This window comes from Enterococcus sp. AZ015 (assembly GCF_050499225.1).
GTDB lineage: Bacteria > Bacillota > Bacilli > Lactobacillales > Enterococcaceae > Enterococcus_D > Enterococcus_D entomosocium.
The window spans coordinates 984,873-1,003,518 of record NZ_JBMHEX010000001.1 but is presented as its reverse complement, the minus strand read 5'-3'; the positions used below and the strand labels follow the sequence as shown (position 1 = coordinate 1,003,518).

Below are 18,646 nucleotides of genomic sequence, written 5' to 3'. Positions count from 1 at the left end.
ACTCCCTCATTATTTTTCTATCGGTGGATTTGATGTATCGAACAATGTTTCGATGTTTTCAGATTCTTCAACTCGTTCAGCTTCCTTTAGATCTTGCTTCAATGGCTCCATATCTGATAAATCAGTTTCTTCAATCAAATCGTTGTTTTCGTCTACTCGAAAAACTTTTTCATCTGAAGCTATTGCTGATTGCATTTCAACAGATAAAAGGCCCCATTTGGATAACATATTCCTAAGAACTGTTTTAATGGCCATTGAGTCGTAATTATCGACCCAAGCGCCACTTAATTTTTCTTTGTCATATCCCTTAGCATTCTTGATGCGGTGACTTTCGATTTCTTGCTTGGTCCAGTAAACTGTTTTCTTAAAGCCGTTCAGTAATTCAAAAAATCCGACATAACCAATCACTTCATCTGATACTTTAGATTTGTAGTCAAACGTAAATTCTTCGGTCAATGGATTCCAATCGATCAATTGTCCATCGTAGACTGCCAAAGCGTTAAGAGCTTTGTATTGACCACTTCGTTGAGCAAGTTGAATATAACCCTTGTATCCTAGAATGAATTGAGCTTCGTTATGCTTGACCCATTTGTTCCCAACCTTTTCTGATCGATTAAAGGGAACCACATAAGCATAACCAAGGTTCTTATCAATCGGCAGATCCATTGTCGCTGCTTTTAAAGCTGATGCAATGATCGTCATTGGCTCGGCTTGAGATAGGTAATTATCACCACCAACTAGAGTCATAAGTGATCCCATAAAGGAATCCGACTTCTCGTGAAGAATATCTGTAAATTTCTTTTTCATTGCTGGTGTGTTCATTAAAGCCTTGAATCCTAATTTAGATGGATCAACAACCTGCGTACTCTTTTCAGCTAATTGGTTTTTTAATGCATCATTTGTAGCCATATTATTTTATCTCCTTTTCTGTAAGTCTTCGTGATTCAGTAACGTTATAGATTTCATCATCTTTTGCTACTTCGGGATATTTTTCAGCAAGTTTCTTGCTGTTCATTCTTCTAGTGGATACTAACTTCCAAGAAACAATGTTCTTTGGAGCGATACCGATACTCGCATTTCTTTTGCCAAGTTCGCTTATGATTTCGTTATCCACATGGCGAATGGCTGTTTCGATCTCCTTTTTTGCTTTCTTAAGTTCCCTTTTTTGCTCAACTAAATCATCAAATGAAGATGGCAATGTGGTTTCTGTTTCATCAAGTTCCGAATACCGATCTTTTAAAAAGTCTGACGTTGCTTCGCTACCATCTATTTCTGGTTCTTTGCCAGCTAAAATATTTTCCTCCCAGAAACTAACTAATCGTTCGGTGATCATGTCAATCAGTTCTTGATCACGATCAACTCGTTTCCAAATGAACTTTTGTCCACCAACCAAAACGGCAATGTAACAATATTTTTTATTTAAAACGTTCATATAATGCTGAACCTGGCACAAATAACTTAGAGGAACTTCTTCGCCTTCCCATTCTTTACCAAGGAAAGCATTTGCTGTTTTACATTCCAAAATAGCATTTTCACCAACAACATCTCTGTCAATGTTCGCTCGCAGGAACGGATGTAACGGATGATCGAATACCTGATTTCGTCGGCGAACTTTTTTGCCTGTTCGTTCTTGAAATTCTTTAGCCACAACTTCCTCTAGTACATTTCCCCAATACGCTGGTTCGCTCTCAGTGTGTTCTAAATCGATTTGACCAGTCTTTTCTAGCCATAATTGATAAGGCGACTTCCATTTGTTTAACCCAAGGATTGTAGCGACATCTGAGCCACCTATACCCTTTCGACGATCTAATAACCACTCGTCATGAGTCATTTCAAGAGTTGATTTACTCATCATCTGTCATCTCCTCAATTGAAATTGGTTGACCCCATCCGGGAGTTGTTAAATACTCGTCTAATGCTTGTTCAAAAGAATTCATTGTCATTTCCCCTTTTCTGTTTTAAAATGGAGACAAAGATATTTATCAAAATATTCGATGGACTTGCTATTGCTTTGGTCGGCTAGCAAGTCTTTTTTCTTTGTCTTGGTAATCTTTAGCAGCTAAATCGTAAACAACATTAGCGAAGCCCCATAAGAAAACTAATACAAGTCCTGCTACAATATGGATTGCTGTGAAAGCTACTACAAAAAACAAAAGTACAGTAACGGTCAAAGTGTCTTTAATTGAACGTTTCATAATTACGCCTCCTTATAGTTAAAAGTTCTATTACGTTCTTCCCATTCCTTAACCTTTTGCAGATCGTATTGAAGAATCCCGCTAAGTTTTGAAAAAGGAATCGGATCAACATCCCGACGTGTTAATTTAGATAACGTTGGTCTTGAAATACCAAGATAATCAGCAATTTCTTTTGCTTTCTTCCACTCAACCTCTAACACTTCATTTCTTCTTTCAAGTGGTACAACATTCTTCATCTGAGATATTTTCATTGTGTTTACCCCCTCATATATCTTTTTTTGATCCAGTGAGGCATTCTTGCTTTAATAGCCTCTTGGATAGTGACGTTCAAAATCTTCAAGATAGAAAAAACGATCGCCATTTCTACAATAATTTCATCCAGAAATTCATCTGTGTAATTTCTAAGTTCAGTTCTTTCAACATCAGTCAGCATTCTTACTTGTGATTCAGCTACGATTCTTTGAACTACTTTCTTCCGTTCTTTTCTTTCATCTGACTCGATTTCTTGAAATATCTCAAGATCATTCGTTGATTTAACATCTGCCAGTTGACCATCCATTGATTTAAAAAATCCTAAGTATTTATAACTGATGTCTCCTGTTAATTCATCAGTGGCTTGATACCCATTTTCTTTCATTGCCTCTAAATACTCGATTGCCTTGTCAATATTGACGTTGGCTCCATTAAAATGATCACTTACTGTTGCATTTGGTGTACTAGCATCGATCGCTAATTCTTTCTGTCTCTTTCCCGAAAGAAATAATGATAGTTTTAAGGTCCGACCGATTTTTGCTGCTTTCGGCATGCTTTCACTCCTTTTATTCGTTATTGTTTTTGGCACAAACGGTCAATTGTCGTTTAAAATGAACTTAAGCAACAAGTTCTGGTGTTGTGGCGAACTGCCATTTTTCGTCAATATAGGAATAAATGTCCTGTGCTACTTCATCGGTAGCTAAAAAACGCATGATGATTTCTTCAACACCGCCAGGATTTATGAACAGTTCGCCTTCAATACCGATTGAAATGCTAAACTTGCGTTTAATTGCAGGAATAATCATTTCTATATAGCGTGGTAAAAATCCCGAATCGACATTAGCCTTAATCATTTGCGGTTTGTCCTTCATTTCGTCACCTCCTCACGTGTCATTTTGCGTAGTTTAGGTTCAAAAAAAAGAGTCCATTCAAAATCTAAAGCACCTGCTATTTTCATAGCTTTTTCAACAGATGGTCTCCGCCTCCCTTGCTCTATAGATGAATATGTTGTTCTTGGAATGTTTGATAACTGAGCAACTTCATCTTGTGTTAGATCTTTTTCCAAACGCAATTTAGTTAACCATTTTTCCATAAAAATAATTCTCCTTTCAATGTGTCGTATTGCGTACTTTTATATTACTACGCATTTTGACACATGTCAACAAATAATTATTCTTTTTGACACATTTTATTTTTTTGTTTTAACATACGCGCATTGCGTAGTATCATTATTACATATTGAAGCATTGGAGGTGCTTAGATGTTTGGTCATAGACTTATGGATTTAAGAAAGCAAAAAAAATTAACCCAAGCTGAAATGGCCGATATTTTGGGAGTCGCACGTACTACATATTCATCATATGAACAAGGTAGACGTACCCCTGATGTTGATATTCAAAATAAAATAGCAGATTTTTTTAAGGTCAGCCTTGATTACTTGCACGGTAGAACCGATTCAACGAATACTAAAAAAGATCCTAATCTCCTCATTGCAACTCACGTTGATGATGATTTGACTGAAAAACAAAAACAAGAAGTACAAGACTTCATCAAATTTATTAAGATGAGAGACCATGACAAAGAGTAGGTGATGTATTTGAATATTTCTGAACGTTTGATGGCTGAATATGATGAACTCACATATAAATTTGAAAAAGGTATGCCAGATCATCAGGATGGGCTAATTATTGGGAAAACAATATATTTGAGACCAGGGCAATCAGCAATTGAATTGGCAGCCACAATTTCTGAAGAAATTGCTCACTACCTTACCTCAGTTGGTGATATAGTGGATCTAGATAACCCTACCAATCAAAAACAAGAGAAAAAAGCTCGTGATATTGGTGCTGTGATGCTAGTGTCACCTTATGACATCATAGATTGTTTTGAGGCGGGATGTGTCTCTATTTGGGAATGTGCTGAACATTTGCAAGTGTCTGAATTAACATTTAAGGATGCAGTAAAATGGTATGCAAGAAAATGGAACGGCATTAAAACAGAAAACAACTACACTCTCCTATTCCAACCGAATGGGACTGTAGCAGTTTTAAAATCATTTAATAATTTTTAGGAGATGGGTAAATGACAGGGTTGTTTAGTTTAATTTTTATTATAAGTTGTGTTGGTATTTGGTATTTTATTAAAAGAAAACCAGATTCAAGTAAAAGAAATATCGCAATTGGGCTAGCTGCAATTTCATTTGCACTGGTGGGTATTCTAGGTTCAGGAGAGGATGAGAAACAAGTAGCGGAAACTGCAACTACTACTACTGAATCGATCAAAGAATCAGAGAGTTCTAGTAGTAATTCTGTAGTTGTTGAACTTAAATTAGATAATGAAGAACTAGAAGTTGACGAAGAAGGTAACGCCGTAATCACTGGAACAACAAATCCTGGTGCATCGGTTTCTGTAGGATTGGGGATAATTGGTGACTCAGTTGAAGCTGATAAAGATGGAAAGTTTTCTTTGAATCATTCTCTAACTGGTGATAAAAAAGAAGAACTTACTATAAATTCTAGACTTGATGGCGGAAACACTAGTGCAAAAATAATTGTAAAACCCAATGCTAAAGTTTTAGCGCAAAAACAGGAAGAAGAAAAAGCTGCTCAAGAAGCTTCGGCATCTAAAGAAAAAGAAGAAACCGAGGCAGCTGAGGCTGAAGCAAGTTTACCTAGAGAATACGCTAATGCTAAACAATCTGCTATTGATTATCTAAATTACACTTCTTTTTCAAAAGAAGGTCTTTATGATCAGCTCATTTATGAACAATACCCTGATGATGCTGCAAGATATGCTGTAGATAATATAGACGTTGATTGGAAATCACAAGCATTTGCCACTGCTCAAGACTACCTTGACTATTCTTCTTTTTCTGACTCTGGCTTATATGATCAGTTAATCTATGAAAAGTTCACACCAGAAGAAGCTCAATATGCAATCGACAATTTAAATTAAAGATTAGCCTTTGGGCTTTTCTTTTTTGCTACTATTTGAATATGCACACCCTTTTATATAAAAATATTAATCGAAAGTTTAAGGAGTCGTTATGCTAGATAAAATGTTCGATTTGCTTTGGCCTTATAAAGCTCCAAATGAAATAGATTTAAGCAGACTATCAGAAGATCATAAAGAATATATAATTTCTCGAGTTAATGATCAAATTAATTGGTATGATAAAAAGAGCATTCGTGCTCAAAAAAAGTATAAGTTATTCACTTTTTTTACCATTTTATGTACCTCATTATCTCCAGTTGCAGCAAATTTAATCCTTTCTAGTCAGAAGGCTAAGTGGATTGTGAGCTTACTGGGAGTAATAGCTACTCTGTCTCAAGGAATAATAAACATGAGCAAATATAATGAAAATTGGGTTGAATACAGAACAGTCTGTGAAACTCTTAAGAAGGAAAAATATATGTATTTAGCTCAAGCTGGTGTATATAGTGATAATGAAGAATCTTTTAAATTTTTTGCTGAAAGAGTAGAATCAATTATTTCACAGGAAAATGTTAATTGGGCAAATATAAAAAAAGAAAAAAAGGAGAATGACTAATGGGACATAAATGTTTTATATCTTTTAAATCAACAGACATGGAATACAAAAAATATATACAAGATAATTTAAATGTGGATATGATTGATAAATCACTTAATGAACCGATAAATTCAGAAGATCAAGATTACATCATGAAAGTAATTAGACGAGACTACTTAAATGATTCAACAGTGACAATCTGTTTAATCGGCTCAAATAGTGCAGAAAATTTACATCCCTTTATAAATCAATATTATATAAAAAAAGAATTACAAGCCTCTCTGTCTAACACTTCAATTAGTACAAAAAATGGAATTCTTGGTATCGTTCTTCCTTCTATGTATGATCCAGTATTTCAGGGTGAATATTTATGTTCCGATTGTGGAAAAACACATAATGCAGTTAAAATTAATGACCAGACAGTTATAAAAGAGTTTAGTTATAACTACTATATCCCGAATGACAAATGTGCATGGTCTTTTGATGACCATTATTGCGTATTGGTCAAGTGGGACGATTTTATTAAAGCCCCTAATAACTATATTGATGATGCGTTCAAAAAACGAAGCGCACCCATAGCTAATAAAACAAAGGTGCGTCCTGTTTAATTCGATTCAGTTATGGTATAGGTTTTTTCAAAAATATCTTTTTTAACTGGCCATTCTTCACCGTCTATCCCAGTGATAATCCAGTCACCAGGCTGTGCAGTCAATTCCCCCTCTATTGTTTTAACAATAGTTTTGCTTCTGACTTGTCTTGCCTTGACTGGTATAGGTTTCTTTATTGCCTTCACTTCTTTTGGACTATGCATTATCAAAACCTCCTTTAGTAGCATTATAGCATAATTAAAAATATATGTTCTGATTGGCCTTCGGGCTTTTCTTTTCAAACCAAAAGAACATACGTTCGTTTATTTTTTAATAAATTTCGAATTAATTAATTATATAAGTGGACATTCGAATGATTTAAACTGATATCTCGGAATTAAATATAATAATTACGAAAGGAGAATTCTCATGGCTTCTATAAAGAAATACTATTTGAAGAAGACAAAACAATATAGATATGAAGTTTTCATTTCTAATGGAATCAATCCCGGAACAGGAAAACAAAACAAAATACACAAAAAAGGTTTTAAGACATTTGATGAAGCAAATAGTTACGCCAAAATAATTGAAGGCAAGATAGCATCAGAAGAATATTTCAAAGAAAATCCACATAACTTAACTATAGAAGAATTTCTTGAAGATTGGGTAAACAATTATAAGCAAGCGGTAAAAGAAGGAACAAGAGTAGTTCATAGATCCAACATGAGGATGTATATCATTCCCTATATTGGAAAATATTCCTTGAACAAATATACTCGAGCTGATCATCAAAAATTCATTAATCTACTACTTACAAAGGCAGGTTTAGGAAGAAGCGGACAAGGTCTGTCTATCACTACTGCCAAGAGCGTAAATGCGACGTTGAGCAATGCCTTCAAAAAAGCAATTCAATTAGGATATATAAAAGATAACCCAACTCAATTCGTTGAATTTCCAAGATTGATTGAGAAAAAAGAATCGATCAGATATTATGATCTGCAGCAAGCTGATAAATTTTTAGAATTTGCGAAAAAAGAATCCGAGGTTTTGTGGTACCCCTTCTTCCTACTAATCTTTGATCAAGGATTGAGGAAATCAGAAGTAATGGGTTTACAGTGGCAGGATATTGATTTCGGTGGGAATATGATCAGTATTGAGAGAGAACGGTTAGGATCAGTTGAAAAAGGCTTGAACATTAATGCTATCATTACTGATGATCCAAAAACACCAGCCGGTATCAGAAGTATGCCTATGACTAAAAGAAGCAAACAGGCGCTCCTTGCTTTTAGAAATCATATCCTGAGTACTTTTGGTACCTTCCCTTCCACTGAAGATGCCGAACAATTTATCTTCTTACAAACCAGTAAGAGATATAAAGGTAAGATAGTTCGTGATCGATCAGTGAATGGTGCATTTAATCGGATTGCTGAAAAAGCTGATTTGCCAAAAATTAGAGTCCACGATGGCAGGCATACATTTGCAGTCAGATCTCGTCAAGCTGGTCTGTCCTTAGAAGATATCAAAGACTTCCTTGGTCACAAAGATATTTCAACAACTCAAATCTATGCCCACATTTCACCAGAAGTCAAAAAGAAGTCTATGGAACAATTCGAAAACTACATCGAAAGCGAAAGAAAAAAGCACTCGCAATGAGTGCTTTTTGATTGTCACTATCACCAAAACTATCACCAGTTACAAACTAAAGCGAACATGTTTCGTTCACCACTAATTTATAAGAGTATTAAAAACGTTGGCTTATAGACGTTCGTTCAATTCTTTTGCAAGATCTTCAAAACCTGGTTTGCCAAGTAAGGCGAACATGTTTTTCTTGTACGCTTCAACCCCTGGTTGGTCAAATGGGTTCACCCCATTTAAGTAACCAGAGATACCTACAGCGATCTCAAAGAAGTACATCGTGTAACCTAACGTGTACGCATCCATTGTAGGAATTTTTACTAACAGATTAGGTACATCCCCATCTGTATGGGCAAGTAACGTTCCTTCAAAAGCTTTCGTATTAACAAAATCAACTTCTTTTCCTTCTAAGTAGCCAAGACCATCAAGATCAGCTTCTTGTGTAGGGATCGCAATTGATTTGCGTGGTTTTTCAACTTTTACGACAGTTTCAAAGATATTGCGACGGCCTTCTTGGATGTATTGACCAAGAGAATGCAAATCTGTTGAGAAGTTTGCACTTGAAGGATAGATCCCTTTTTGGTCTTTTCCTTCAGACTCGCCGAATAATTGTTTCCACCATTCTGAGAAGTATTGCATGCCTGGTTCGTAGTTGATCAGCAATTCGGTTACTTTGCCTTTGCGATAAAGGATGTTACGCATTGCTGCATATTGATACGCTTCATTTTTTTCAAGGTCGTCACTTGCGTAAGCATCGCTAGCATCTGCTGCCCCTTGCATCAAGGCATCGATATCTGCTCCGCTGGCAGCGATTGGCAATAAACCAACAGCAGTCAATACAGAGAAACGGCCGCCGACGTCATCTGGAATCACAAAGGTTTCCCAGTTTTCAGCATCTGCTTCAACTTTTACTGCACCTTTCGCTTTATCCGTTGTTGCGTAGATCCGTTTGTTGGCTTCTTCTTTGCCGTATTTTTCAATCAAACGTTCTTTGAAAACACGGAAAGCGATCGCTGGCTCAGTAGTTGTTCCTGATTTTGAGATCACATTCACAGAGAAGTCACGGTCACCGATGATTTCGATCAAATCTGCTAAGTATGTTGAAGAAATCGAATTACCGGCAAAAAAGATTTGAGGTGCTTTGCGTTCTTCATTTGGTAGCAAGTTAAAGAAAGAATGATTTAAGAAATCAATCGCTGCTTTCGCTCCTAAATAAGATCCGCCGATCCCGATCACGACTAGTACTTCAGAATCAGATTGAATTTTTTCAGCCGCTTTTTTGATACGCGCAAATTCATCTTTGTCATAATTTTTAGGAAGGTCGATCCAACCTAAAAAGTCGCTACCAGCACCTGTTCCTTCGCGTAATTGTTTGTCTGCTGCTGTAACTTGACTTTGCATGTAGCTCAATTCGTATTCGTTTACGAATGGTGCTACTTTCGAATAGTCAAACTTGATGTGTGACATGATTTGTCCTCCTTGAAAAAATAGTTTTTCATACACTACCTACTTTACGTTTTTTTCCAACTTTTTTCAAGTAATTCCTGATAGGTAGCCTGTTGGGTGATTTTAGACAAGTCCTTGAGCAAACATTGCTTTAGCAACTTTTTCAAAGCCTGCGACGTTCGCACCTAACATAAAATTATTTTTTTGATCGAAGGTTTCAGCTGTATCACGGCATGCTTCATAGATCGACTTCATGATATCATCCAATTTGGCATCGACTTCGGCTTTTTCCCATTGCAATCGTTGGGAGTTTTGACTCATTTCTAAAGCAGAAACGGCTACGCCGCCGGCATTGGCTGCTTTTCCTGGGCAGTAGAAAATTCCTTCTTCAATAAAATATTCTGCTGCTTCTAATGAGCTAGGCATATTCGCGCCTTCAGAAACGACCCGGACGCCATTGGCTTTTGCACGTTTGGCTTGCGAGAGATCAATCTCATTTTGGGTCGCACAAGGAAAGGCTAATTCCGCTGGAGTATCAAAATCCCAGACAGTTGCCCCTTCATGATATTCCGCTGTTGGCCGTTCCTTGGCGTAAGCCGTCAACCGTTCGCGTTTCACTTCTTTGATCTCTTTTAATAAGGCCAGATCAATGCCGTCTTTGTCATAAATAAAACCAGAGGAATCAGAACATGTGACAGGGATCGCACCTAATTGTTGCAATTTCTCAATTGCATAGATCGCAACATTGCCGCTTCCAGAAACGATCGCTTTTTTGCCTTCAAATGTTTCATCTAAGTCTGTCAATAAATGCTTAACGAAATAAACAGCGCCATAACCCGTTGCTTCTGTGCGGTTTTTACTGCCCCAGAAGTCTAGTGGCTTACCGGTTAAAATCCCGGCATCGTATTGTTTCAATCGTTTGTAGGCACCAAACAAATAGCCGATTTCCCGACCTCCGACACCAATGTCGCCAGCAGGAACATCTAGGTCAGGTCCGATATGTTTTGACAGCTCCGTCATAAAGCTTTGGCAAAAACGCATCACTTCGGCATCTGATTTGCCTTTTGGATCAAAATCACTTCCGCCTTTGCCGCCGCCGATCGGCAGACCCGTCAAGCTGTTTTTGAAGATTTGCTCAAACGCCAAAAACTTCAAGATACTCAAGTTGACACTTGGGTGAAAACGCAAGCCGCCTTTGTAAGGCCCCATTGCCGAGTTGAATTGAATCCGATAGCCACGGTTTACTTGCCAGTTGCCTTGATCGTCTTGCCACGGGACTCTGAATTGGATAAAACGTTCTGGTTCAGTTAAGAGTGCAAGGATATTTGATTCAATATATTCTGGATGCTCCTCTAAAAAGGGAACGATCGTAGGCAAAAATTCGTCAATTGCTTGAAGAAATTCCGGTTGGTGTTGGTCTTTCTCGTGAATCTTCGCTTGAATTTCTTTCACGTAAGCTGAAGCTTTGGTCATAGTGCATTACCTCCTTTAAGATATTTTCTATTTTAAAGAAATTTTCTGAAATTGCACGCTTTTTTTTAGAATTGTCAGAATTTTTTATCATTCGAAAAAAATCGCCCTCTCCTTTCAGCAGTCATAGGCGATGTGTTACAATCCCAAAGAGGTGAGAAGAATGGAAAAAACCTATGATGTCATCGTTGTTGGTGCAGGTACGAGCGGTATGATGGCTGCGATCACCGCTGCCAAACAAGGTGCTAGGGTCTTATTAATCGAAAAAAACAAAAAAATCGGCAAGAAACTATTGATGACTGGCGGCGGACGCTGCAATGTAACCAATAATCGGCCGGTAGATGATTTAGTTGCTCATATTCCAGGAAACGGCAAGTTTTTGTATAGTACGTTTTCCCAATTCAATAACTATGATGTAATGGCGTTTTTCGCAGACTTAGGTGTCGTCTTAAAAGAAGAAGACCACGGACGGATGTTCCCTGTGACGAACAAATCAAAAACCATCGTCGAAGCGCTGCTTCAAGCAATCAACGATCATCACGTCACCCTGTTGACGAATACGGTCGTAACCAAGCTGATCCATGATGGCAGCCAAATACGCGGCGTACGAACCGAAACCGATGAGTTCTCTGCCCCAAGCGTGATTTTGACGACGGGTGGCCGCACCTATCCTTCCACGGGCGCAACGGGGGACGGCTATAAGATGGCGAAAAAAGTCGGGCATACCATTACGCCGCTTTATCCAACCGAATCGCCGCTTGTTTCAGAAGAATCTTTTATTCAAGAGCGGACCTTGCAGGGCATTTCCTTACAAGACATCACCTTGAGTGTCTTGGATCAAAAAGGAAAGCCCATCGTCGCCCATACCATGGATCTTTTGTTTACCCACTTTGGGTTATCTGGTCCAGCTGCTTTGCGCTGTTCCTCTTTTGTGAACCAAGAATTGAAAAAGCAGCAACCAGTGACGGTTATTCTGGATTGTCTGCCGACGAAATCCCAGGAAGCCTTGACCCAAGAATTGATTCAGTCTGCGGCTTCGAAGAAACAATTGCCGAATGCTTTAGCTGGCTTTTTGCCTGAGCGCTTGATGACCTTCTTTTTGCAGCAGCTAGACCTGCATGAGCTGGTTGCTGAAAAAGCCTCACCGGAACAGTTGACGGCGCTCGCTTCCTTGATTAAAGGCTTTTCAATCACCATTGTCCGTACGTTCCCATTAGAAAAGTCCTTCGTGACGGGCGGCGGGGTCCATCTGAAAGAAATCAACCCTAAGACCATGGAAAGTAAGAAAATCAATGGCTTGTATTTTGCCGGTGAATTGCTGGATATCAATGGTTATACAGGTGGTTTCAACATCACCGCTGCGTTTTGCACGGGTCATGTTTCTGGAAAAAACGCAGCAGAAACAGCTAGTTATTTCAGTTATTGATCGACGACCCAGGTGTTGGCAGCAATATCCTTGCCGTTGCTGCCAACACCTGGGTCTCCTCTCTTTTTGCTTATTAGTTGGGTTTTTCTCAAAGTAGGCGTAGACTAAAGATAGCAAGATCGAGGGAGGTTTTTTTTATGAAACGAATTTCAAGAGGTAAATTTGAACGAATGCAAAAACTTTCAAATGAGGACGGTGTGATTGCCGCACTAGCGATCGACCAACGTGGTTCCATGAAAAAAATGATGAAGGCGGCAACTGGACCGGATGACTTTACGATGGAACACATTTATGAATTCAAACAGTTGGTTTCCCAAGAACTGACCAAATATGTCAGCAGTATTCTGTTAGATGAGGAATATGGCTTCTTAGGGATCGAAGCAAAGAATCCCAATGCTGGCTTGATCCTTTCCTATGAAAAAACAGGCTATGATGTCAACACGCCGGGTCGTTTGCCAGAGATTTTACCCAATGAATCGTTGCAGCGCTTGGTGAAAAAAGGTGCGGATGCTGCAAAAGTCTTGGTTTATTATAATCCAGATGAACCCCAAGAGATTTTAGATACCAAACATGCGTTTTTGGAGCGTTTAGGTACGGAGGCACAGGCGGCCGATATTCCCTTATTTGTGGAACCGATCGTCTATGATGATGAGATCACAGATGACAAATCACCTGCTTTTGCCAAGATCAAACCGAGCAAGGTCATCCGAACCATTCAGGAATTGACGAAAGATCACTACCATATCGATATTTTGAAAGTCGAAGTACCGGTTCAGTTCGACTTAGTGGAAGGCTTCCAAAAAGAAGGCTTAGAGGCCGTCTATACGCAAGAAGAAGCAGCCAATTACTTCAAAGAAGCCAGTGACGCCGCGACTCGGCCATTTATCTATTTGAGTGCGGGAGTTCCAGCGAATGTCTTTCGCGATGAATTGACCTTTGCTGGTCAACACGGTGCTAAATTCTCAGGAATCTTAGGTGGGCGAGCAACTTGGCGCGATAGTGTGGAAATCTATGGGAAGCAAGGCGCCAAAGCATTACTGGAATGGCTGGACACCCAAGGGAAAGAAAATGTTGAAGAATTAAACGCCATTCTAAAACAATATGCCACTCCATGGTTTGACTTTTATGGTGGTTTAGAAAATATTGAGGTTTTCGATATTGAAGTAATGGAATAAAATAGTACAAAATAATCCCCGTGAACGGCATTTCAAGATGGTTCACGGGGATTTTTTATTCGTGTTCAGGTGCCAACAAATCGGCAAAGATCGCCCTAGTCAATTGTTGCAACGCTTGTGGGGCAAGCCCCATCTGCAACCCGCGCTTTCCTGCAGAAACCACGATTTCTTCCAGTGTCTGCGCCCCACGATCAATATAAGTAGGAAAGAGCTTTTTCATCCCGATCGGCGAACAGCCGCCGCGAATATAGCCAGTCGTTTCTTCTAAATCTCTCAGATGCAGCATCTCTACTTTTTTGTTTCCACTGACTTTGGCTAACTTTTTCAGATCCACTTCTCTGTTTCCAGGAATCACAGCCACTAGCGGACCTGTTTTGTTGCCCAGTGCCACCAGCGTTTTGTAGATGGCTTGCGGGCGTGCTAGTTGCACAGCGACGGATTGCGCATCGAGATGGTCTTCCGACCACTCATAGGTGTATTCGTTATAAGCGATTTTCTGTTGTTCTACTTGACGGATCGCATTGGTTTTTTGTTTCTTCTTCGCCATTTTATCCCTCTTTTGTTTTGGTTTCTTTTAAGAGAAGGCCTTGGCTGGTCTTACTCATTGAGTGAAAATTCTTGTAAGTAGTTGGTCATTCGTTCGATCGGTATTTGTCCAGGTGCTGAAGCACCTTGCAACGAAGCAAAAGTAAAGACCGAACCAGTCAATGCCCCACTAATCCGGCTGATTTTCCCCAGCTCCCCCATCGACATGATCGCCAACGGCAGTTGGTTGAAGCCACGCGCTTTAGTAATGATCCCCATCAAACGTAAAACATCTTGGACTTGCTTGGGCATCATCGCTAACTTGCCAACATCGGCACCAAATTGATTCATTACGCCGATCTTTAAAATCAACACAGCATCTTCTGGCGTTTTCTCAAAATCATGATTGCTCAATATCAGCTTTACCTGTGCCTTTTTGATTTCTTGAATAAAGGCTCGACCTAAAAATTCAGCTTTCTCTAATTCGACATCGATCCAATCGATCAAGCCTGAATCAGCAGCAGCTAAACACAATTCTTTGTACTGGGTCAATGTGAACGCCCGCTCGCCCCCTTCTTCCAAGGTTCGAAAAGTGAAGAGCAGCTCTTTGTGCTTTAATGTCGTGCGAATATGTGATAACGCATCTAAGACCGCTTGCTGGTCTTCGACATGTTTGTAATGATCAACACGCCATTCGACGATCTGTGCCTCTGATTCCTCAGCAGCAATGGCTTGTTTCAAGATCTCTTCATTGGTTTTCCCAATCAATGGCACACAAATCAACGGTGTTTTCCCGTCTAACGTTACTGGTTTTGATCGGCTCATCTCCTTCACTCCTTTTTCATTTGATAAAAGAATACTTTCAGATAGTTCCCTTCGGAAAAATGCTTATCTACCGCAAAATCAGCTGGTAGACGATAACTTTGAATACATTCATAAGCAACGTGTGCTTTCTCTAAGGATGCTTCGATCATTTCTTGAAACTTCCTCGGTGAAAGATTGGCCGCATTCGTTGAGGCGATCAACAAGCCATCAGGCGCTAAAATCGCCAAACTATCAGTGACTAAGTCGCCATAATTTTTCGCAACCGAGAAGACCTTTTTCTTGTTGCGGGCAAAACTCGGCGGATCTAAAACGATCACATCAAAGCGCAAGTCTTTTTTGCTGGCATAATTGAAGTAATTGAAAACATCCATGACATGGATACGCTGGGTATCTGGATCAATGCCGTTGACTGCAAATTGTTCGCGGGTCTTTTCTAGACTGCGTTTTGCCAAATCGACGCTCGTTGTTTGAGCAGCGCCACCGACAGCAGCAGCGACAGAAAACGCCCCCGTATAACTGAACATATTTAAAACCGTCTTGCCAGCTGCCAAGCCATCAACAAGTTGCCCACGAACTTCTTTTTGATCCAAAAAGATGCCCGTCATTAGTCCTTCGTTCAAATACGTCGCATACGTGACGCCATTTTCCTTCACCAGTAAGGGTTCAGGTGCCGTTTTTCCATAGACCCATGCTGATTCAGGCAGCTCAGACGTAAAGCGGATTTTTTCATAAGCCCCTTTGATCTCGGGAAATATTTGACGAAAAGCCGCCACGATCGCTTTTTTATGTTGATAAAGGGTGGCATTGTACCAAGAAAAAACGACATACTCGCCATACAAATCTACGGTAAGTCCCCCCAATTGATCCCCCTCGCCATTAAACAGACGAAAGGCATCTGTCAGGTCATCTTGATAGTAAGCAATGCGTTTGCCTTTTGCTTTCGCAAAGCGTTGCGCAAAGAATGCTTGGTCGATCACTGTTTCTTCAAAGGATAAGACCCATCCGATCCCTTTATTTTGTTCCCCAAGATAGCCGACACCTAAGAAATGGTTGGCCTGATCAATAAAGGTGACCCACTCCTTCGTCTCGATTGCTTGTTGAAGATCTTCTCGTTGGATCAACGGATTCTTTTTGCGAAGCTTCGCTGATCCTTGCTTCGTTAGTTTTATTTTCATGTTCATCTGCTCCATTCATTCTCCTTTTTAGTATAGCAAAAAGCGACAGTATTGTCTGTATCCTTGAAAGTAAAGAAATACTTAATTCCGCGTCATGACAAGGAATTCATTTGACACGTCTTTCACAGCCTAGTAAAATGTACTGTGATGTAAAATCGTAATTTACCGGTTATACTGGAAAAAGAGAGGACGATTCCTTTGAAAAAAAATAAAGTATCCACCTTTGTGAATACAAGAATGGGCTTTTTTTTCCTATTAGCCCTATTATTTTGGCTAAAAAATATCTTTGCCTATATGGTGGACTTCCACCTAGGTATTGAAAGCAGCATTCAGTACTTCATCTTATTCATCAATCCGATCGCAACGACTTTGTTGTTGCTGTCGATCGCATTGTACGTAAGAAGAACCAAAGCAGCTTATATCACGATGCTTGTGATCTATTTCTTGATGACTCTGCTGTTGTTCTCTAATGTTTCGTACTATCGAGAATTCACTGACTTTATCACCATCAACACGATGCTCGGTGTAGGAAAAGTAGCAAGTGGTCTAGGAGAAAGCGCAATTCGCTTGTTCCGTCCCTACGATGTGTTGTACTTCATTGACTTTATCGTGTTAATTGCAGCCTTTTCAATGAAGAAAATCAAAATGGACACTCGTCCTGTACGGGCACGGATGGCTTTCGCCATTTCAACATTGGCTGTCATGGTCTTTTCTGCCAACCTTTTCTTAGCAGAGGCGGATCGTCCTGAATTGCTTACTCGAACGTTTTCTCGTGACTATTTAGTCAAATATCTTGGGATCAACGCCTTTACGGTTTATGATGGGGTACAAACTTATCAAGCTTCGCAAGTACGTGCCGAAGCGAGTCCCAACGACATGAACGAAGTAGAGAGCTATGTTAAAGAACATTACGCAGAACCAAATGATGATCTGTTCGGTATCGCAAAAGGCAAGAATGTCATTTATATTCACTTAGAAAGTGTTCAGCAATTCTTGATCGATTATAAATTGAAAGATGAAGATGGCGTGGAACATGAAGTCATGCCGTTTATCAATAGTTTATACCATAGCGATAGTACCTTTAGTTTTGATAATTTCTTCCACCAAGTAAAAGCTGGGAAGACCAGTGATGCCGAAACATTATTCGAAAATTCCCTGTTTGGATTGAATCAAGGAGCGTTATTCACTCAACTGGGTGGGAAAAATACCTTTGAGGCAGCGCCAGATATTTTAGGTCAAACGCAAGGCTATACCAGTGCTGTTTTCCACGGAAATACCGGTACCTTCTGGAACCGAAATGAAACCTACAAACGGTTTGGCTATGATTATTTCTTCGACGCATCGTATTATGATGTCAATGATGAAAATTCATTCCAATACGGTCTACATGACAAACCGTTCTTTGAACAATCCGTACAATACTTAGAACGTCTGCAACAACCGTTCTATTCAAAATTCATTGCGGTTTCTAACCACTACCCATATTCTGAATTTACCAATGAAGAAGGTGGCTTCCCGCTAGCGAACACTTCTGATCAAACGATCAATGGCTATTTCGCAACCGCGAATTATTTGGATAAAGCCGTGGAAGAGTTCTTCAATTACTTGAAAGAAAGTGGCTTATACGAAAACTCAGTCATCGTTTTATATGGTGACCATTACGGAATTTCCAATTCTCGTAACCGTAACTTAGCAGAATTGCTTGGAAAAACAAGTTCTACATGGACAAACTTTGACAATGCCTCGTTACAACGTGTGCCTTATATGATTCATATTCCAGGACAATCAAACGGCGGCATCAATCATACGTATGGTGGCCAAGTCGATGCCTTGCCAACCCTCTTGCACTTACTGGGTGTGGATACATCAAACTATATCCAATTAGGACAAGATTTATTCTCTGATCAAAACGAACAACTGGTTGCTTTCCGCGATGGCGACTTTGTGACACCAGACTACACCTACTACAGCAGTACATTGTATGACAATCGTACCGGCATGCCGATCAACGATCCATCCGATGAATTGCAAGCCAAAGTCGATGAATGGAAAGCCAAAGTCGACAAGCAGCTTTCGGTTTCTGATCAGATCAATAATGGTGACCTTTTACGATTCTACGCGAAAAGCGGTCTAGAAGAAGTTGATCCTTCGACCTATAACTACAAAGACGCCCTTCAGCAAATGATGGACATTGAAAAGAATCTAGGCAGTGATTCAACTAGTGCCTTTTCTCAAAATGGCAATCAATCGACCGTCGATCTGTATCAAACAAAAACCTTCCAAGAATACCAGCAGATGACGGAACAAGATAGCGGCGAGTAAAGTAAGAACAACCAATAATCAATCCAGTAAGGCACCTGCCTTGCTGGATTTTTTTGCACTATTTGATAAGAAAAAGTCGAA

At 39.6% G+C, this 18,646-nt stretch carries 22 protein-coding genes; 9 read left to right on the top strand and 13 right to left on the bottom strand.

The window, feature by feature from the left end; genetic code table 11:
* Positions 1-9 precede the first annotated feature (9 nt).
* The 7 genes from IGK85_RS04620 to IGK85_RS04590 all read right to left on the bottom strand — a co-directional run bounded on the left by IGK85_RS04620 (position 10) and on the right by IGK85_RS04590 (position 3,540).
* Positions 10-909 (bottom strand): recombinase RecT, encoded by a 900-nt coding sequence (locus tag IGK85_RS04620; protein ID WP_429972152.1) that lies wholly within the window; start codon positions 907-909, stop codon positions 10-12.
* Position 910: 1 nt separating this feature from the next.
* Positions 911-1,852: a YqaJ viral recombinase family protein gene (locus IGK85_RS04615; protein WP_429972151.1), complete on the bottom strand. Its 942-nt coding sequence runs from the start codon at positions 1,850-1,852 to the stop codon at positions 911-913.
* Between the two features lie 151 nt (positions 1,853-2,003).
* The gene (locus IGK85_RS04610; protein ID WP_081119413.1) at positions 2,004-2,195 is read right to left on the bottom strand and encodes a hypothetical protein; all 192 of its coding nucleotides are present in this window, start codon (positions 2,193-2,195) and stop codon (positions 2,004-2,006) included.
* 2 nt (positions 2,196-2,197) lie between these two features.
* On the bottom strand, positions 2,198-2,446 hold the full coding sequence (locus IGK85_RS04605) for a helix-turn-helix domain-containing protein (protein WP_429972150.1): 249 nt from the start codon (positions 2,444-2,446) through the stop codon (positions 2,198-2,200).
* 5 nt (positions 2,447-2,451) lie between these two features.
* On the bottom strand, positions 2,452-3,000 hold the full coding sequence (locus IGK85_RS04600) for a hypothetical protein (protein WP_312727548.1): 549 nt from the start codon (positions 2,998-3,000) through the stop codon (positions 2,452-2,454).
* Positions 3,001-3,064: 64 nt separating this feature from the next.
* The gene (locus tag IGK85_RS04595) at positions 3,065-3,319 is read right to left on the bottom strand and encodes a hypothetical protein (RefSeq protein ID WP_429972149.1); all 255 of its coding nucleotides are present in this window, start codon (positions 3,317-3,319) and stop codon (positions 3,065-3,067) included.
* Positions 3,316-3,540: a helix-turn-helix transcriptional regulator gene (locus tag IGK85_RS04590; RefSeq protein WP_429972148.1), complete on the bottom strand. Its 225-nt coding sequence runs from the start codon at positions 3,538-3,540 to the stop codon at positions 3,316-3,318. Before IGK85_RS04590 ends, IGK85_RS04595 begins: the two co-directional genes overlap by 4 nt.
* 168 nt (positions 3,541-3,708) lie before the next feature.
* Between IGK85_RS04590 and IGK85_RS04585 the strand changes: the two genes are divergently transcribed.
* The 5 genes from IGK85_RS04585 (at position 3,709) to IGK85_RS04565 (ending at position 6,587) form a co-directional block, all read left to right on the top strand.
* Positions 3,709-4,035: a helix-turn-helix domain-containing protein gene (locus IGK85_RS04585; RefSeq protein ID WP_429972147.1), complete on the top strand. Its 327-nt coding sequence runs from the start codon at positions 3,709-3,711 to the stop codon at positions 4,033-4,035.
* A 3-nt stretch (positions 4,036-4,038) separates the two neighbouring features.
* On the top strand, positions 4,039-4,518 hold the full coding sequence (locus IGK85_RS04580; RefSeq protein WP_429972145.1) for an ImmA/IrrE family metallo-endopeptidase: 480 nt from the start codon (positions 4,039-4,041) through the stop codon (positions 4,516-4,518).
* Positions 4,519-4,529: 11 nt separating this feature from the next.
* The gene (locus tag IGK85_RS04575) at positions 4,530-5,402 is read left to right on the top strand and encodes an Ltp family lipoprotein (RefSeq protein ID WP_311809369.1); all 873 of its coding nucleotides are present in this window, start codon (positions 4,530-4,532) and stop codon (positions 5,400-5,402) included.
* 91 nt (positions 5,403-5,493) lie between these two features.
* Complete coding sequence (locus IGK85_RS04570; RefSeq protein WP_317756031.1) at positions 5,494-5,997, top strand: DUF4231 domain-containing protein; 504 nt, start codon at positions 5,494-5,496, stop codon at positions 5,995-5,997.
* Positions 5,997-6,587, top strand: a complete 591-nt coding sequence (locus tag IGK85_RS04565) for a TIR domain-containing protein (RefSeq protein WP_311809367.1) — start codon at positions 5,997-5,999, stop codon at positions 6,585-6,587. Before IGK85_RS04570 ends, IGK85_RS04565 begins: the two co-directional genes overlap by 1 nt.
* On the opposite strand, the gene IGK85_RS04560 is transcribed toward IGK85_RS04565, so the two are convergent.
* On the bottom strand, positions 6,584-6,790 hold the full coding sequence (locus tag IGK85_RS04560; RefSeq protein WP_311809366.1) for a hypothetical protein: 207 nt from the start codon (positions 6,788-6,790) through the stop codon (positions 6,584-6,586). The genes IGK85_RS04565 and IGK85_RS04560 overlap by 4 nt on opposite strands.
* A gap of 205 nt (positions 6,791-6,995) precedes the next feature.
* On the opposite strand from IGK85_RS04560, the gene IGK85_RS04555 reads away from it, so the two are divergent.
* A complete protein-coding gene (locus tag IGK85_RS04555; RefSeq protein WP_429972142.1) occupies positions 6,996-8,219 on the top strand; it encodes a tyrosine-type recombinase/integrase in 1,224 nt (407 codons plus the stop codon).
* Positions 8,220-8,321: 102 nt separating this feature from the next.
* On the opposite strand, the gene IGK85_RS04550 is transcribed toward IGK85_RS04555, so the two are convergent.
* Both IGK85_RS04550 and gdhA read right to left on the bottom strand, forming a co-directional pair.
* The gene (locus IGK85_RS04550) at positions 8,322-9,668 is read right to left on the bottom strand and encodes a glucose-6-phosphate isomerase (RefSeq protein ID WP_005229134.1); all 1,347 of its coding nucleotides are present in this window, start codon (positions 9,666-9,668) and stop codon (positions 8,322-8,324) included.
* Between the two features lie 102 nt (positions 9,669-9,770).
* A complete protein-coding gene (gdhA, locus tag IGK85_RS04545; RefSeq protein WP_008377658.1) occupies positions 9,771-11,120 on the bottom strand; it encodes an NADP-specific glutamate dehydrogenase in 1,350 nt (449 codons plus the stop codon).
* 160 nt (positions 11,121-11,280) lie between these two features.
* On the opposite strand from gdhA, the gene IGK85_RS04540 reads away from it, so the two are divergent.
* Complete coding sequence (locus tag IGK85_RS04540; protein ID WP_008377657.1) at positions 11,281-12,543, top strand: NAD(P)/FAD-dependent oxidoreductase; 1,263 nt, start codon at positions 11,281-11,283, stop codon at positions 12,541-12,543.
* Between the two features lie 137 nt (positions 12,544-12,680).
* Complete coding sequence (locus tag IGK85_RS04535) at positions 12,681-13,718, top strand: tagatose 1,6-diphosphate aldolase (RefSeq protein WP_005237193.1); 1,038 nt, start codon at positions 12,681-12,683, stop codon at positions 13,716-13,718.
* Positions 13,719-13,773: 55 nt separating this feature from the next.
* Here the strand turns inward: IGK85_RS04535 and ybaK are convergent, their stop codons facing one another.
* Genes ybaK through IGK85_RS04520 form a run of 3 tightly spaced genes read right to left on the bottom strand, consistent with a single transcriptional unit; the run spans position 13,774 to position 16,243 of the window.
* Positions 13,774-14,265, bottom strand: a complete 492-nt coding sequence (gene ybaK / locus IGK85_RS04530) for a Cys-tRNA(Pro) deacylase (protein WP_008377655.1) — start codon at positions 14,263-14,265, stop codon at positions 13,774-13,776.
* A 50-nt stretch (positions 14,266-14,315) separates the two neighbouring features.
* A complete protein-coding gene (aroD, locus tag IGK85_RS04525) occupies positions 14,316-15,068 on the bottom strand; it encodes a type I 3-dehydroquinate dehydratase (protein WP_008377653.1) in 753 nt (250 codons plus the stop codon).
* 5 nt (positions 15,069-15,073) lie between these two features.
* The gene (locus tag IGK85_RS04520; protein WP_035006533.1) at positions 15,074-16,243 is read right to left on the bottom strand and encodes a class I SAM-dependent rRNA methyltransferase; all 1,170 of its coding nucleotides are present in this window, start codon (positions 16,241-16,243) and stop codon (positions 15,074-15,076) included.
* A gap of 237 nt (positions 16,244-16,480) precedes the next feature.
* Between IGK85_RS04520 and IGK85_RS04515 the strand changes: the two genes are divergently transcribed.
* Positions 16,481-18,565: an LTA synthase family protein gene (locus IGK85_RS04515; RefSeq protein WP_016613914.1), complete on the top strand. Its 2,085-nt coding sequence runs from the start codon at positions 16,481-16,483 to the stop codon at positions 18,563-18,565.
* The last annotated feature ends 81 nt before the right edge of the window (positions 18,566-18,646 follow it).